We start from the raw sequence: 14,536 nt of genomic DNA, 5'->3' as shown, positions 1-14,536 counted from the left end.
GTGCAGGCTGCGCGATCAGCGCCCCGGGATGCGGCAGCAGCGGCCCACGCCCTCGACCGTGATCTGGCCGGAGGTCTTGTTGCGACCGGAGCAGGAACCGGCGACGGTGCCCGCGGTCGGCTGGTACAGACCGTTGATGCCCCAGTCGGCGCTGTCGAAGGTCGGCGTGCGGCAACCGGCGCCCACCAGCGTGTAGCCCGCGGCGCAAGCCGGGATCGGCTGGTCGAAGGTCGCGCCCGCCAGCACCGTGGTGGAGACGAAGGTCTGCGTGCAATCGAGCGCGGTGGCGGCCGGCGGCGCGAAGTAGCCGACGATGTCGATCACGTAGTGCGACTGCGCGTAGCTGAAGACCGTGAAGTCCGACGCGGCCAGCGGATTCGGGATCTGGCTGATGATCGCGTTGTTGACGATGTCGCCCGCGGCGTAGTTGACGCTGGAGGACAGCGGCTGGGTGGTGCCGAACGGGAACACCGTGGCGTAGCCGGCGATCGACGGCGTGACCGCGGTGATGTTCAGCGCGACCGCGCTGGCGCTGAGGCCCAGCGTGCCGCAGTCGGTGGCGCTGCCGCCCTGCGCGGTGTAGCTGGAGGCGTTGATCGCGCGGAAGCTGCGGGTCGAGTTCGCGGCGATGGCGCCGCCACCGGTACGGGTGTCGACGATGCGGCAGGGCTGGATCGGCGTGTAGACCAGGTCGCCGGACAGGCCGCCCAGGCTCTTGAGGTCGGTGGCGGTGAGCGCACCGCTGCGCTTGGACGCGCGCGCCATGCGGTCGACGACCGCGGCGTCGCTGAGGCGCTGGCCGCTGCCGCCGAGTTCGGCGATCGCGCCGTCGAAGGTGTCGCGCAGCAGCGCGCGGCGGAAGTTGGCGGCATCGGCGGCGGTGAAGTTCGGCACCATGCGCTTGGCCCAGGTGCCCACCGGCACGTCGTACACGCGCTCGACGTAGTAGCCCCACTTCAGCACGAACTGCTTGGTCAGCGCGCCGCGCTCGGCGGGCGACAGCGGCGTGGCGGACACCGGCCTGGACGCATCGGCGGCGAGCAGGGCGCGACCGGCGGCGCCGGTCTCGCGGGGGGCCGCGGACGCGGACAGGGCGGGCACGAGCGCGAGGGACAGCGCCGCGAGCGTGCGGGACAGGGACTTCGACATGGGATTCTCCGGAATTGCGGTGACGGACGTGGGCGTTCCGATCTTAAAGGCTGGCCCCGTCGACGGGGGCCGGCATCGCCCGGGCCGTCCCGGGCCCGGACCGGGAACGCCGGCATCGCCGGCGTTCCGCGGGGCGTGGACGGGTGCGATCAGCGACCCGGCACGCGGCAGCACTGCGCGGTGCCCTGCACCGAGATCGTGCCGTTGGTGGCGTTCTGGCCCGAGCAGTAGCCGACCAGCTGGCCCGGGGCCGAGCGGAACAGCCCGTTGATGGCCCAGTTGGCCTCGTTGAAGCCCGGCGTGCGGCAGCCGGCGCCGGTGATGCGGTAGCCGGTCGGGCAGCTCGGGATGGCGATGTCGAAGACGTCGTTCGCGACCACGTTCTGGCTGACGTAGGTCTCGGTGCACTCCAGCGCGGCGGCGGGCGCGGCGGCGAAGTAGCCGACGATGTCCGCGACGTAGTGCGCGGTGCCGTAGCTGTAGACCGTGAAGTCGGAGGTCGTCAGCGGGCTGGGGATCTGCACGATGATGCCGTTGTTGACGAACTCGCCGGCACCGTAGTTCACGCTGGAGGCCAGCGGCTTGGTGGTGCCGTACGGATACACGGTGGCGTAGCCGCCACGGTCCGGCGCGACCGCGGTGAGGTTGATGGCGATCGCCGCGGCGTGCACGCCCAGCGTGCCGCAATCGGAGGCGCTGCCGCCCTGCGCGGTGTAGTCGCTCTGGTTGATCGACACGAAGTCGCGGCTGGAGTCGGCGACGATGGCACCGGCGGCGGTGTTGCGGGTGTCGAGGATGCGGCACGGCTGGATCGGCGTGTAGACCAGGTCGGTCGCCCCCGGGGCCGGCGCCGGCAGCGCCTTGGCGCCCGCCGGCAGCTTCGCGAGGCGGGTGATCGCGGCCTCGTCGTCGAACCGGTGGCCGGCGCCGTTCAGCGCGGCCATCGCGCCCTCGAACGTGTCGCGCGCGAGTGCGGCGCGGAAATTCGCCGGATCGGCCGACGCGAAGTCGGCGACCATGCGCTTGGCCCACGTGCCGACCGGCACGCGGTAGACGCGCTGGACGTAACCGCCCCAGCGCAGCACGAATTGCTTGGTCATCTCGCCGCGCGCCTTGGGCGTGAGCGTCAGCGAAGCGGTCGCGGGTTGCGCGGCGCGCGTGCCGGTCACGCCGGTCACGCGAGCAGCGGAGGCATCAGTCGCAAGCGTGCCGATCGCCAACGCGAGTGCGGCCGCCGTGAAGCGGATTGCATGAGACATCGAAGGTTCCCCGGATGAGAGCAGCAGCCTGCCCGGTGGCACTATAACGAAGTTCCCGCGCCGGTTCGGCCCGGCGGCGCATGCTGCTGCGCAGCAAGCCGCATCCGGATCGCGAGGCGGGAGCAACGGTTCCCATGGACATCCCCCATCCGCAGAAGGACTTCGTCATGACATCGCCCGTCTTCCAACGCCTGCTGCCGCTGGCGCTTGCCGCCGCCCCCTTCCTGGCCGCCGCCGCGCCCGCCGACACCCAGCCGCAACCGTCCGCCGCGACAGCGTCGCAGCCCCTCTCCCCCGCGGCCCGCGCGGACGCCATCCGCGCGTTCGTCGACCGCTGGGGCGGCCACGTCCAGCGCGTCTACCGCCTCGATGTGCACGCCTGGGCGATGCGGCTGGTGCCGCAGTTCGCCACCGGCGACGCCGCCGACCTGCGCGCGGCGCTCGCGCGCGACACGTTCGAGGGCGCGATGGCCGCGCTGGACGGCCGCGCGCGCCAAGGCGCGGGGAGCCGCACCGCCACGGCGCTGGCGCTGTTGCCGCCCGGGCCGATCGACACCCGCGCACCGGCGATCGCGAAGGCGCTGGGCGACACCACCCAGGATCTCGTCTACACCCCGGTCACGCCCTGCCGCATCGTCGACACCCGCAACACCGCCGCCGGCGCGATCCCGGCCAGCGGCAGCCGCAGCTTCGTCGGTGCCGGCGTCAGCACCTACGCCGGCCAGGGCGGCGCCAACGTCAGCTGCGGCCTGGCGCAGGAATCGCCGGCCGCGCTCGCGCTGAACATCACCGTGGTCACGCCCGCCGCCGCCGGCTACGCCACCGCGTACGCCTACGGCACCGCGCAGCCGGGCACCGCCAGCCTGAACTACGGCAGCGGCGACATCGTCAACAATTCGGTGGTCACCCCGACCGGCGCGCCGACGGCCGCCTTCGACTTCACGCTCTTCAGCTACGCCGAGGCGCATTACGTGATCGACGTCGTCGGCTACTTCGACCGCCCCCGTGCCTCGCCGATCGAGTGCGTCAACAGCGCGACCAACACCACGACGGTCAATGTCGGCGCCACGGCCAATCTGGTCGCGACCGCCACCTGCCCCACGGGCTACGGCGCCACGGCGGTGAACTGCGAGAGCACCTCCTGGGACATGCCGCTGGTGTTCATCTCCGGGAACGTGTGTTCGGCCAAGAACAAAGGCACCACCCAGGCCACGCTCAAGGCCGGCCTGCGCTGCTGCCGGATCCCCGGCCGCTGAACGCCCCGCGGCCCCGTGCGCAGGGCAAGGTGCGAAATCCCGTGGCGTGCCTCCAGGGCATGGACTGCGCAACGTACACAAATCGCGTCGACAGGCCCTAGAATCGGGACGCCACGGGGGACGCACTCGTTCTTTTCCGGACTGTGAACTCCGTGGCATTCCGGATGCGGCGTCGCTCTCAGCCCCGGGCGCGCGGACGCGCGTCCCGAGGTGCTGCGTGACGCCGCTTCGGCGTATCCTAGGTCCCCCCTGCTCCGTCCGCCGGAGCCCACAGCCGAGAGTCCCTATGCGCCATCTTCTCCTCAGCGTGACCGCAGCCCTGGCGCTCGCCGGGTGTGCTGCCGACCGGCAGGACGCCGAAGCAACGTCCGCCGCGCAGCGGTCCACCCAGACCCCGCAGACGCCCCGGCCGACCGCGCTGGCCGCCGCCACCCGGCAGGCGGGCTTCGCCTCGATGCCCGACCACGGCGCCCTGCTCGCCTACGCGCCCGGTCGCGAAGTCATCCAGCGCGGCGCGGAAACCTACCGCGCGGTGGAACTGAGCGAGGCGCATGCGCTCCACGCCGCCGCCCCGGGCCGTTCGATCGAACTGCCCACGCCCTCAGGCGAGACCCTGCGCATCGGCTTCCAGCGCGTCGAGGAAAGCCTCGACGGCAACTGGTCCTGGATCGGCCGCACCGCCGACGGCCAGGACGCGGTCATCACCTTCGGCGAGAAGGCGGTCTTCGGCCGCATCGCCCAGCGCGGCACCGAAGCGCTGCGCCTGACCACCTCCGGCGGCCGCACCTGGCTGGTCCAGACCGACCCCAGCCGCGTCCTCGACGCCAACCGCACGCGCGGCAGCAGCGACATGCTGGTCCCGCCGAGCACCGCCAGCGCGATCCTCACCCGCAAGGCCGCCGCGCAGCTGACCGCCGGCAGCAAGGTCTCCGCGCAGCTGAGCGGCGTCGACACCAAGGCCGGCCCGTCGCAGATCGTCGACGTGGTCGTGGGCTACACCAACGGCCTCGCCAGCCGCCTCGGCGGCACCTCGCAGGCCGCGACCCGCATCGCCAACCTGGTCGCGCTGACCAACCAGGCCTACGCCAACAGCTCGATCACGCCGCGCGTGCGCCTGGTGAACACGCTGCAGGTCACCTACACCGACACCAACAGCAACGACGTGGCGCTGGAAGAACTTACCGGCATCACCTGCACCACGACCAGCTGCAGCCCGCAGACCGTGCCGGCGGCCCTGGTGCCGCTGCGCAGCGCCCGCGACCAGTACGGCGGCGACCTGGTGTCGCTGGTGCGCCCGCTGCAGCAGCCGCAGCAGGCCGGTTGCGGCATCTCCTGGCTCAACGGCGGCGGCGGCACCACGATCGACAGCAGCGACGCCGACTTCGGCTACTCGGTGGTGAGCGACGGCACCGACGTCGACGAGACCGACGGCCGCACCTACAGCTGCTCCGACACCTCGCTGGCCCACGAGATGGGCCACAACATGGGCCAGCAGCACAACATCGAGGACAGCGCCGAGGCCGGTGCCCACACCTACTCGTACGGCTACCGCGAAACGTCCACGACCGGCTTCTACACGATCATGGCGTACCGCCTGCCCAACAGCAGCCAGTTCGAGATCAACTACTTCGGCAACCCGAGCGTCACCTACACCGACACCGGCCGCGCCACCGGCACGGCGAACGCCAACAACGCGGCCAGCCTGAACCTCACGATGCCGCTGGTGGCCCAGTTCCGCGCTGCGGTGGTGTCGTTCGGCAAGCGTCCGCACAACGACTTCAGCGGCGACGGCAAGAGCGACATCGTGCTGTGGAATCCGTCGCTGGCGTACCTCGGCTACTGGATCATGAACGGCCCGACCTACACCGGTTCGGCCGGTTTCGGCGTCGCCGCCAACAACGAGCCGGTCGTCAGCGGCTTCATGCACGCCACCGAAGCGCATGCCTCGCTGGTCGTGCGCAACCAGACCGCCAGCACGCTGTCCTCGTACATCTGGAACACCACCTCCAGCGCCTACGCCCTGAACAACATCGGCGGTTACGCGGCCGGCTGGATCGTCATCGGCATGGCCGACATCGACGGTGACGGCAAGGACGACCTGCTGTGGCGCAACCCGACCAGCGGCCAGTTCGCCTACTGGCTGATGAACGGCCCGGTCTTCGTCAGCGGCCAGACCTACGCGACGCCGGTCACCTACGTCGTCGCCGGCGCGGGCGACTTCAACGGCGACGGCCGTTCCGACCTGCTGTGGAACGACCCTGGCACCCGCAACGCCAGTGTCTGGCTGAGCACCGGCAGCGGCTTCACCGTCTCGCAGATCGGCCAGTACGGCACCGACTGGAACATGGTCGGCGTCGCCGACGTCACCGGCGACGGCAAGGCCGACATCCTCCTGCGCGACAACAACAAGGTCTATCTGGCCTTCTGGAAGATGGACGGCGCCGTGTACCAGGGCTCGTCGGCCTTCGGCCTGGCCAGCGACTACGATCTGCTGACCACCGGCGATTTCGATGGCGACGGCATCGAGGACGTGGTCGTCAGCCGCGCCAGCGACCGCAGCATGCGCCTGTGGCGCAGCACCGGCACGGCCTTCACGCAGTCGAACATCGGCCAGTACGGCACCGGCTGGAGCATCGTGAAGTAAGCCGCTCCGCCCGCCTCCACGCAAAAGGCCGCCGACGCAAGTCGGCGGCCTTTTCGTTTGTGGGATGACGCGGAGGTCGCGCGGGGGGAGTGCGGGGGCGGATGGGAATACCGCAGCCCCCGCGCGACGCGCGGATCAGCGGCCGGAGATCACAGGACCGAGACGTGGCGGCCGTTGTCGCAGGCGTAGAGCTTGTCGCCTGCGCGATAGGCCAGATACACGTGATAGCGGCCGGACGCCAGCGCGCCGGCATCGAACGCGACCTCGAAGCCCGGGGTGCCGCCGGCCTTCGGCAGATCGTCGCGGGCGATGGTCGGCTGCACCGGGACTTCCCAGACATGGGCCTTGTCTTCCGACTCGAAGCGCAGCACCGGCGACGTCGGCGTCGCGTCCGCGGCATCGGCGCGGAGCCAGCCGGTGGCCTTGGCCGTGTTGGGCATCGCCAGGGTCACGTCGGCACCGGAGAACGCCTGGCCGTCGGCGGATTCGAGATTGCAGCTCGTCGCGGCGACCAGCACCTCGGCGCGCTGGGCTTCGTCGAGTTCGCGCAGCGACGGCGGACCGGCGGGTTCGGGCGCGGGCGTCTCGGCGGGTGCCTGCGCGGCCGGTTCGGCGGCAGGCGACGGGGCCTTGTCGGCCTGCGCATCGGCCGCGGGCTGTTCGGGCGCGCTGCAACCGGCGAGGGCAGCCGCGAGCGCGGCGGCGATCAGGGAAGAACGGAGCGGAAAGGTCATGGGGGAACTCCTCAGCGGGTATCCAGGGAAAGACCGGGCAACCCATGCTGCTCGCCCGGCCGGCGGTATGCGAACACGTCACCGTCGTTCCCGCGGGCCGGCCAGCCGGCCCCGGGCGCGGCCGGCGCGAGCTGCGCCTGCGGACGGGCGCCCAGCGACGGGCCGGAAGTGACGCGGGACTTGCGGGGGATGTCCGGATTGCGGATCACGATGCCTTCGTGCGACCGCTTGCCGGCTCCGCGGCGATCGATCCCGGAACGCTCCGGGATCCCGCCTTCTTCACGATGCAAGCGTCGCACGTCGTCGGAACTCACTTGCGCTGGAAGACGAAGCAGGCCTGGTCGTAGCGGGCCGGATCGAAGCAGCTCGCGACCAGCGAGAAGTGCTCGGCATAGGCCGACCGGGCATAGGCCTCGGGGATCCAGGTCTCGCCGTAGAAGCTGCTGTCGCGCGGACCGCCGCCGCCCACGCCTTCGGACGAAGCGTGCACGATCTGGCCGGCGCGGTAGCGGCGGCGCGCGTCGTCGATGTCGGGGAACAGCGCGCCCAGCGCCTGGATGTACGGCGAGGCCGCGGCGCCCTGCTTGCGCGCCCACTCGCAGAAGCCGAAGAACGAGTCGTGGCGCGTGGTCCACGCGACCACGCCGCCCGGGCGCACGAGGCGCGCGAACTCGCGCATCCATTCGGCGCAGGCGCGCTCGGACAGGTGCGAGAACACCGAATACGCGATCACCAGGTCGAAGCTGCCCTCGTCGAAGCGCGTCGGCGGGAACGCCGGGCACACCTCGAAATGATCGGAGCCGAACAGGTCGCGGGTCATCTCCGTGAAGGACGCGTCGACGTCGACGCCGTACAGGTTGCGGATCGACGCCTTCTCCATGAACGTGCGCGAGATGCGGCCCCAGCCGAAGCCGAAGTCGAGCACGCGCGTGTTCGCATCGATCTCGCGACCGATGGCGCGCGTCGCGCGATCCACGTCGGCATAGAAGGCGTACGCCTGGCGCAGCGCGGCCTCGGCCGACAGGCCGGTGGTGTTCTCCTGCATCTGCGCGGACGGGAAGCGGGGCAGCGTCTCGCCGAGCGGGCTGGTCTGGGTCGAATCGAGGCTGCGGATCAGGGTCTGCAGCCAGGGGCTGTCGCTCGCGGTCGACGTCATCGGGGCAATCCTTGGGTCTGGGGGAAAGGGGAATCGGGGCGCTCCGCGCCGGTATGCCAGCGCCACGTGCGGGCGATGCCGTCGTCGAGATCGACGCGCGGCGTCCAGCCGAAGCGCGTGCGGGCCGCGGTGGTGTCGAGCACCACCTCGCGCACGTCGAAGCCGCGCGCGGGCTGGTAGTCGGTGGGCAGCGGGCGGCCGGTGACGCGCACCACGGCGTCGCGCACCGCGTTGAGGCTGCGGCCTTCGCCGCTGCCGGCATTGAACGTGCCGCAGACGTCGCTGGCGGCGGCGTCGATCGCCAGGCGCACGAGATCGTCGATGTAGAGGTAGTCGCGTACGGTCTCGCCGTCGCCCCAGATCTGCAGGCCCTCGCCCGCCCGCGCACGCGCGAGCGCGGCGGCGATGAAGCCCTGCCCGCCCGCCGCCGACTGGCGCGGGCCGTAGGGATTCGACGGACGCAGGATCAGCGGATCGAGCCGGCCGAGGTGGCCGTGCATGCGCAGGTACTGTTCGATCGCGACCTTGACGATGCCGTAGGACGAAATCGGCCGCAGGGGATGGTCTTCCGGCACCGGCAGGCGCTCGGGATTGCCGTAGACCGTGCCGCCCGACGAGAAGAACACGATGCGACGGATGCCCGCGGCTTCCAGCGCGTCGATCAGGCCGAGCGCGCCGATCAGGTTGGTCGAGACGTCGTGCACCGGATCGCGGTTCGACGTCGCCGGCACCGTGGTGCTGGCGAGGTGGAACACGGTGTCGATGTCGTGCAGCGCCGCGGCCAGCGTCGCCGCATCGGTGTACGCGCCCTGGCGATAGTCGATGCCGGTCCAGTCGGTGTCGGTGCGCGCCGGGCCGGGATCGAGCACGCGCACGCCGTGCCCGCCCGCGCGCAGGCCTTCGGCCAGGTGCGAGCCGATGAAGCCGTTGCCGCCGATCACCAGCGCGCGCATCTCAGCCCGCCTCCGTCTGGGCGACATCGGACAATCCGAACTGCTTGCGCAGGCCGCGCACGTAGTCGGCGGCGTGTTCGCGCACGTCGGCGTCGAGCGTGAACACGCGCGCGGCGACGGCCTGCGCACGGGCGACCTCGTCGCAGTGGCGCGCGAGGTCGGCATCGGAGGTCACGCTGGTGCGATGGCGGCGGTGCCGGTTCAGCGCCGCCGGCACGTAGTGGATGCCGCCGCGCGCCAGCAGGTAGATGTAGGCCACCCAGTCGCCGGCGACGCGATAGCCGCAGATCTCGTCCTCGTGCTCGCGCAGCACCGCCAGCAATGCCTCGCGGCGGAACAGCACCGCGCTGACGTTCGGGATCGTGTTCTTCACCGCCAGCGCCTGCGCCGCTTCGTCGGCACCGCTCGCGGTGTAGGCCGCGGTCCACTTCGTCGCCGACAGCTCGCCGGTGTAGGCGCGGTAGTCGGGCATCAGCAGCGCGCCGTCGGCGTCGATCGCTTCCGACTCGCAGTAGGCCATCGCCACCTCCGGATGCGCGTCGAGCGCGGCGACCAGCGTGTCGAGCAGCGCCGGCTTCGCGAGGTCGTCGGCCTCGGCGATCCACACGTAGTCGCCGGTCGCCAGCTCCACGCCCTTGCGCCACTGCCGGAACACCGAGCCGGAGTTGGCCGCGTTGACGACGATCCGCGGCTCGGGATGCAGGTCGCGACGCAGCGCGTGCAGCACGGCGACGCTGTCGTCCGTGGAGGCGTCGTCCAGCACCAGCAGTTCGGCGACCGGCCAGGTCTGCTCGGCGATGCTCGCCAGCCGCGACGGCAGGTAGCGCGCGTAGTTGTAGTTCGGCACCACCACCGACACCCGCGACAGCGGGCGGCCGGCCATGGCGGCCAACGCCAGCGCGTACTCGCGGAACGAGAAGTCGCGATCGATCAGCGCGATCCCGGCCTCACCGCAGGCGCTGCGCAGCGCCGCATCGTCGAGCAATGCGTCGAGCGCGTCGGCGTACGCGGCCACGTCCAGCGCCGGCACGGTGCGGCCCGCGCCATGCGTCTCGACCAGACGCGCACCGCCGCCGGTACCGGCGAACGCGACCACCGGCGTGCCGACCGCGAGGCTTTCCAGCACCACCGACGGGAACGGGTCCTCGCGCGAGGTCAGCGCGTAGACATCGGCGCCGGCGTAGAAGTCGTCGGTCTCGAAATCGAGGCCGGCGAAATGGAAGCGATCGGCGATGCCCGCCTGCGCCAGCAGTGCGTCGACCTCCGGCTGCAGGTCGACGTCGCGATGCCCGACCCAGATCGCATGCGTGTCGGCATGGTGCGCACAACAGCGCGCCATCGCCTGCGCCAGCAGGTCCACACCCTTGCGGCGATCGGCGTAGCCCACGGCCACGACGATGCGCGCATCGGGCGACAGGCCGAACTTCTCGCGCAGCCGGCGACGGGCGACGTCGCGATTCACCCCGCCACGGTAACGGCTGCGGGTGAACAGGCCCTGCGGCCGCAGCACGAGCTTGTCCTGCGCCACGTCCGCGGGCCACGACGCGCGCAGGCCGTCGCGCACGTCCTCGGCCGCGACCACCACGGCGACGCTGTCGCGCGCCAGCGCGGCGACCGCGGACTGCAGCCCGTATTGCGCGATCACGCCCGGCAGTTCGTGCACCAGCGCGACGATGCGCAGGCCGGCGGCGGCGAAGATCGGCGTCACCCGTCCGGACACCGCGGTGTTGGCGACCAGCGCATCGCAGCCCTGCGCGCGCAGGTCGCGCGCGAGCGCGGCGATCGCGTCCGGCGTCATCGCATACAGCCGGTGCACGCGGCAGACCGCCTCGAATTCGGATTCGAGTCGCCCCTCGCCCTGCAGCAGCAGATCGACCTGGAAGCCGATGCGCGTCCATTCGCGCACGAGGTTGAGCGCGAGGTACTGCGCGCCGTGCGGGTGCGCGTCGTGCGAGATCAGCGCGATGCGCCCGCGATCGGGCACCGTCGCCAGCACGCGGCGCGTGGCGGCGAGGTGCGCGTAGCCATGGCGCGCGTCGGGTTCGAGCATCGCGCCTTCCGCCCACTCGTTCCAGGCGTTGACGAACACCACGCGCTCGCCGGCCACCGGATGCTGCTCGGCGTAGCCGACCGCGGCATCGAGCCAGCGCGCGTATTCCGGCGGCGAGGCGTGGGCGAAGGTGTAACCCTTGCCCGGTTTCCGCGCCTCGTTGTCCCAGCTCGGCGCGACCGCGCGGAACAGCGGATAGTCTTCCTTCGGCCAGTGCAGCGCGTTCTCGACCATCTCGCGGTAGTCGACGACGATGCCGGCGTAGTCGGGATTGACGATGTCCAGCGTGGCGTTGATCGGCGGCAGGCCGCGCGCGACCTTGTGCGGCGGGAATTCCAGCGCCGCGTCGAAGCCGTAGGTGCGCGGATCGTCGACGTCGAACTGCACCATCGCCAGGAACAGTTCGCCCAGGCCGGCCTCGCGCGCGTGGCGGCGCCAGGTCTCCAGCGTGCGGCGCGCGTCGGGCAGCAGCGACGGCCGGTACATGATCACCAGCAGGCGGCCATCGATGCGGATGTAGCGCGGATCGCGCAGGTACGGCTCGAGGTCGCGGATGAAGCGCTCGTCGCTTTCGTCGCAGTAGTTCTGGCCGAGCAGGATGTCGGCGTCGTGGCCGTCCCACCGCCGCGTCCAGTTCTCGTTCGCCCAGCAGAGGCAGAACGGCAGGTCGATGTCGGGATGCGCGATCAGCTGGTCCAGCGGCCGCTCCAGCAGGCGGCGCCCGGCAAACCAGTAGTGGTGGAAGCAGAAGCCGTGCACGCCGTGCAGGCGCGCCAGTTCGGCCTGGCGACGCATCACGTCGATCACGCGCAGGTCGTAGTAGCCGAGTTCGCCCGGCAGCTTCGGCTGCTCGTGGCCGACGAACTGCGGCACGGCCTTGCCGACGTTGGTCCACTCGGTGAAGCCGCGGCCCCACCACGCATCATTTTCGGCGATCGGATGGAACTGCGGCAGGTAGAACGCGATCGCCTTCGCGCGCACCGCCGCGGGCGGCGCCGACGCGGGCGCGGACACGTAGTGCGCGCTGCGCGGCACGCGCGCGTTCGCGAGCACGTCGTGCATCCAGCGCGCATGCGCGGGCGGCGCGGCGGCGACGGTCTCGGCGCCGTTGTGCCCGACCGGCACGGTCTGCACGGGATCGGCGGCACGCGTCGCGGCGAGCGCGAGCCGGCGACCGCGGAACGCATGCCAGCGCTTGTAGACGTTGGTGTTCGACAGCAGCGGCGCCAGCGCGATGAACACCGCGTCCTTCACCGCGAGCCGCAGTTCCCAGGACACGGGCACCGCGCGGTACACGCCCTGCACTGCACGACCGACGAGCGTCCGCAGCGACGTCATGCGCGTCGTCCCCGCAGCAGGCCGGACAGCCACCGCGCCGGTGAGGTGATCTTCCAGCTGGTGGAGGCCAGCAACGCGGCAATCTGCGCACGGGCGTCGGCGAGCGCGGTGTCGCGGTCGGCGATCGTCACGGCACGCGCCGTCAGGGCCGCATCGCGATCGGCGATCGTCGCGCGGTGTTCGGCCAGCGCGGCATCGCGCGCCGCGAGATCGGCCTCGCGTCCGGCCAGCGCAGTGCGCAGCGTGTCGACGCTCGCGGCGAACACCGCGTCACGCGCGGCAGCAGCCTGCTCGGACGCGGCGAGCGTCGCCCGCAGCGTTTCCTGTTCGGCAGCGCTGCGCTGCAGTGCGGCGTCGAGCGTCGCGTGCACCTCGCGCGCCGCACGCAGGTCGGCCTCGAGCGCCGTCGCCTGCGCGTGTGCGGCATCGGCGGCGCTCATCAGTGTCGCGATCCGCGCTTCCAGCGCGGCGCGTTCGGCGGCGTGCTGTGCGTGCTGCGCGGCGTCGGCATTGCGGCGTTCGTCCTGCGCGGCGGCGAGCGCCGCGTTCAGCGCGTCGCGCTCGCCTTCCAGCGTGCGGATGCGCCCTGCGAGATAGTCGTGGGCCTCGCCCGCGGCCTTCATCGCGTTCTGCGCATCCTGCAGCGCCTGCGCGAGATGGCCTTCGGCGGCGTCTGCCCGCGCCTCGGCGATGATCCGCGCGCCCAATGCCTCGAACAGGTGCAGCACCGGCACTTCGGCGTCGGTGCCGGCGAGTGCGGCGAGTTGGCGGAACGCCTGCGGCGCCTCGTCGCCGACCAGCAGCACGCCGAGGCCGTGGCTGTGCCGGAATTCGAATGACGGATATTGCGCGCGCAGCTCTTCCCAGAGCTTCCACACGCCGAAACCGCGCTCGCGCACCATCGTGTCGTGGAACAGCACCACGCCGCGCGACGACAGCTTCGGCCGCCAGCTCTCGAAATCGTGCTTCACCGCTTCGTAGGTGTGCAGGCCGTCGATGTGCAGCAGGTCGACCGAGCCGTCGCTGAAATACGCCAGCGCCTCGTCGAAGGTCATCCGCATCAGCGTCGAGAAACCGCCATACAGCGGGTCGTGGTGCGCGGCCAGCGCCTGCAGCACCTCGTCGCCGTAGAAGCCGGCGTGCTCGTCGCCCTGCCACGTGTCGACCGCGAAGCACTTCGTCTCCAGCCCGCAGCGCGCGACCGCCTGGCAGAACGCGAGGTACGACGTGCCGTTGTGGCTGCCGAGTTCGACGAAGACGCGCGGCCGCGCTTCCTCCACCGACCAGAATGCGAACGGCAGGTGGCCGGTCCACGCGCTCGGCGGCACGTGCCGCGGCCGCATCGACATGCCGGCATCGAGCGCGAGCGCGCTGCGGAGTGCGTCGCTCATCCGCGCACCTGCATGGCCAACCCGCGCCGCACGAGGCCGAGCGCGATGCGCTCGCGCCAACCGCGACGACCGACGCGGAACACGCCGACGGTGTCGCCCCACGGGCCGCTGCCCGGGTCGGGATGCGGTTCCCAGTCGGTGGAGACCTCGACCAGTTCGCAGCGGCCGAATTTCGCCAGTGCGCGATAGCCGTCGGGATAGAAACGCCAGCAGTCCTGCGGATAGCGATGCTCGGGGCCGCGCGAGGGCGCGATGAGGAAGATCCGGCCGCCCGGCTTCAGCACGCGGACCATCTCCAGCCACGTCATCCAGAAGAACTCGACGTGCTCGAACGCCTGCCCGGAGATCACCAGGTCGACGCTGGCGTCGGCGAACGGCAGGCGGTACGGCGAGGTCAGCACCACGTCGACGCCGGGGCCGGCTTCGAGATCGATGCCGGTGTACTGCCAGCCCGGCGCGTCGAACAGCGTGCGGTACGAGCCGTTGACGTCGTACGAGCCGATGTCGATCACCCGGAGCGCCTGCGCGCGATCGAGGTGCGTCGACACCAGGCGCTGCATGTGTTGGTAGGAACTGGTATGCAAGGGCGTGCCTCGTGTCGTGGGA

The 14,536-nt window shown here is 71.3% G+C and carries 11 protein-coding genes; 2 read left to right on the top strand and 9 right to left on the bottom strand.

Translation table 11 applies throughout. The features are described 5' to 3' along the window. Positions 1-15 precede the first annotated feature (15 nt). A complete protein-coding gene (locus tag ACT53Q_RS07120; RefSeq protein WP_476185972.1) occupies positions 16-1,149 on the bottom strand; it encodes a hypothetical protein in 1,134 nt (377 codons plus the stop codon). Positions 1,150-1,298: 149 nt separating this feature from the next. After that, a complete protein-coding gene (locus ACT53Q_RS07115; protein ID WP_476185971.1) occupies positions 1,299-2,408 on the bottom strand; it encodes a hypothetical protein in 1,110 nt (369 codons plus the stop codon). A 167-nt stretch (positions 2,409-2,575) separates the two neighbouring features. Here ACT53Q_RS07115 and ACT53Q_RS07110 point away from each other — a divergent pair, with 167 nt between their 5' ends. Both ACT53Q_RS07110 and ACT53Q_RS07105 read left to right on the top strand, forming a co-directional pair. Next, on the top strand, positions 2,576-3,664 hold the full coding sequence (locus ACT53Q_RS07110) for a hypothetical protein (RefSeq protein ID WP_476185970.1): 1,089 nt from the start codon (positions 2,576-2,578) through the stop codon (positions 3,662-3,664). A 286-nt stretch (positions 3,665-3,950) separates the two neighbouring features. Next, positions 3,951-6,308: a reprolysin-like metallopeptidase gene (locus tag ACT53Q_RS07105; RefSeq protein ID WP_476185969.1), complete on the top strand. Its 2,358-nt coding sequence runs from the start codon at positions 3,951-3,953 to the stop codon at positions 6,306-6,308. 149 nt (positions 6,309-6,457) lie between these two features. Here the strand turns inward: ACT53Q_RS07105 and ACT53Q_RS07100 are convergent, their stop codons facing one another. Genes ACT53Q_RS07100 through ACT53Q_RS07070 form a run of 7 tightly spaced genes read right to left on the bottom strand, consistent with a single transcriptional unit; the run spans position 6,458 to position 14,514 of the window. Continuing rightward, a complete protein-coding gene (locus ACT53Q_RS07100; RefSeq protein ID WP_476185968.1) occupies positions 6,458-7,042 on the bottom strand; it encodes a hypothetical protein in 585 nt (194 codons plus the stop codon). 11 nt (positions 7,043-7,053) lie between these two features. Next, positions 7,054-7,356, bottom strand: a complete 303-nt coding sequence (locus ACT53Q_RS07095) for a hypothetical protein (protein WP_476185967.1) — start codon at positions 7,354-7,356, stop codon at positions 7,054-7,056. Further along, positions 7,353-8,198 (bottom strand): class I SAM-dependent methyltransferase, encoded by an 846-nt coding sequence (locus tag ACT53Q_RS07090; protein WP_476185966.1) that lies wholly within the window; start codon positions 8,196-8,198, stop codon positions 7,353-7,355. The genes ACT53Q_RS07095 and ACT53Q_RS07090 overlap by 4 nt, the downstream gene beginning before the upstream one ends. Next, the gene (locus ACT53Q_RS07085) at positions 8,195-9,151 is read right to left on the bottom strand and encodes an NAD-dependent epimerase/dehydratase family protein (protein ID WP_476185965.1); all 957 of its coding nucleotides are present in this window, start codon (positions 9,149-9,151) and stop codon (positions 8,195-8,197) included. The genes ACT53Q_RS07090 and ACT53Q_RS07085 overlap by 4 nt, the downstream gene beginning before the upstream one ends. A 1-nt stretch (position 9,152) precedes the next feature. Then, positions 9,153-12,539, bottom strand: coding sequence for a glycoside hydrolase family 99-like domain-containing protein (locus ACT53Q_RS07080; RefSeq protein ID WP_476185964.1), 3,387 nt, complete (start codon positions 12,537-12,539; stop codon positions 9,153-9,155). Continuing rightward, complete coding sequence (locus ACT53Q_RS07075) at positions 12,536-13,930, bottom strand: class I SAM-dependent methyltransferase (protein ID WP_476185963.1); 1,395 nt, start codon at positions 13,928-13,930, stop codon at positions 12,536-12,538. The genes ACT53Q_RS07080 and ACT53Q_RS07075 overlap by 4 nt, the downstream gene beginning before the upstream one ends. After that, positions 13,927-14,514 carry a methyltransferase domain-containing protein gene (locus tag ACT53Q_RS07070; RefSeq protein WP_476185962.1) on the bottom strand — a complete coding sequence of 196 codons (588 nt, stop codon included), beginning with the start codon at positions 14,512-14,514 and terminating at the stop codon, positions 13,927-13,929. The genes ACT53Q_RS07075 and ACT53Q_RS07070 overlap by 4 nt, the downstream gene beginning before the upstream one ends. Positions 14,515-14,536: the final 22 nt, after the last annotated feature.

The organism is Lysobacter sp. DMC97 (assembly GCF_056313745.1).
This window is presented reverse-complemented; position numbering and strand designations above follow the sequence as displayed.

What these genes read in the sequence shown, in the direction of transcription:
- ACT53Q_RS07090 (WP_476185966.1), bottom strand. Translation starts at nt 8,198, where the DNA reads ATGACGTCGACCGCGAGCGACAGCCCCTGGCTGCAGACCCTGATCCGC.
- ACT53Q_RS07110 (WP_476185970.1), top strand. Translation starts at nt 2,576, where the DNA reads ATGACATCGCCCGTCTTCCAACGCCTGCTGCCGCTGGCGCTTGCCGCC.
- ACT53Q_RS07100 (WP_476185968.1), bottom strand. Translation starts at nt 7,042, where the DNA reads ATGACCTTTCCGCTCCGTTCTTCCCTGATCGCCGCCGCGCTCGCGGCT.
- ACT53Q_RS07075 (WP_476185963.1), bottom strand. Translation starts at nt 13,930, where the DNA reads ATGAGCGACGCACTCCGCAGCGCGCTCGCGCTCGATGCCGGCATGTCG.
- ACT53Q_RS07115 (WP_476185971.1), bottom strand. Translation starts at nt 2,408, where the DNA reads ATGTCTCATGCAATCCGCTTCACGGCGGCCGCACTCGCGTTGGCGATC.
- ACT53Q_RS07080 (WP_476185964.1), bottom strand. Translation starts at nt 12,539, where the DNA reads ATGACGTCGCTGCGGACGCTCGTCGGTCGTGCAGTGCAGGGCGTGTAC.
- ACT53Q_RS07120 (WP_476185972.1), bottom strand. Translation starts at nt 1,149, where the DNA reads ATGTCGAAGTCCCTGTCCCGCACGCTCGCGGCGCTGTCCCTCGCGCTC.
- ACT53Q_RS07085 (WP_476185965.1), bottom strand. Translation starts at nt 9,151, where the DNA reads ATGCGCGCGCTGGTGATCGGCGGCAACGGCTTCATCGGCTCGCACCTG.
- ACT53Q_RS07105 (WP_476185969.1), top strand. Translation starts at nt 3,951, where the DNA reads ATGCGCCATCTTCTCCTCAGCGTGACCGCAGCCCTGGCGCTCGCCGGG.